We start from the raw sequence: 880 nt of genomic DNA, 5'->3' as shown, positions 1-880 counted from the left end.
TTGCGCCACGCCGTAATAGCTCTCGTAGATTTCCAGATGACCATATCCGGCATTGAACGCGAACGTGTCGCTGCCGCCACCGCCAACCTCGCTGTCGTCGCCACCCTTGCCGTCGATCAGATCTGCACCTGCCGATCCGTAGAGTGTGTCGCTGGCATCAGTGCCCGTCATCTCGATCTGGAGAAGTTGTTTCGCCGTCAGTAGCGTCCCGTCCGAGAATTGCACTTCCTGCACACCGCTGCTAGCTAACGCACCGTCCAGCGTAATCTCATCTCCCGCAATACCGTCGGCAAGTACAAGGTCGCTAAGGTTGCCTCCAACCCGGACCGAAAGAGAAGAGCGGCTGATACCTTCACCAAGTTGGAGAACGCTCCCTTCGCCTCCAATCTCGCTAATCTCCAAATGGCCATAGCCAGCATTAAAAACGAATGTATCTCCGCCACCACCGCCATACTCGTGATCGTCCCCACCCTTTCCATCGAACAACTCTCCAGCGTTGCTACCGTACAAGGAATCTGCCCCCGTCGTGCCGGTCGTCTCCATCAGGATCAGTTGCTGTCGAGTCCAAACGGTACCGTCAGCAAACTCTACCTTCTGCACGCCCGCTAGGCCGCTTAACAGCATACTGTCCAGCGTGATCTGATCACCCGCCAAGCCATCTGTGAGTACTAACCCGGCGCCACCTTCGGTGGCCCTTACCACCAGCGACCCCGCGCTAAGCCCCGCGCCAAGTGCCAGCGTATTAACCGACGTGCTTGAGCTAGCTTTCTCGTTGATCTCGAGGTGACCGTAACCCGCATCGAACACAAACGTATCGCCTCCGCCGAGTCCTTGCTCATAGTCGTCGCCGCCCTTGCCGTCGAAAACCTGGGCGGAAGAG

The 880-nt window shown here is 57.7% G+C and carries 1 protein-coding gene; it reads right to left on the bottom strand.

Going from position 1 to position 880, the window contains the following annotated elements:
• The coding region (locus PQQ51_RS34320; protein WP_408501623.1) for a calcium-binding protein at positions 1-880 on the bottom strand (880 nt) is incomplete at both ends.

It is taken from the genome of Paraburkholderia xenovorans (assembly GCF_046030735.1).
Lineage (GTDB): Bacteria > Pseudomonadota > Gammaproteobacteria > Burkholderiales > Burkholderiaceae > Paraburkholderia > Paraburkholderia xenovorans_A.
Note: the sequence above shows the minus strand (reverse complement) of the source record. Positions and strands in the feature narration are given on the sequence as shown.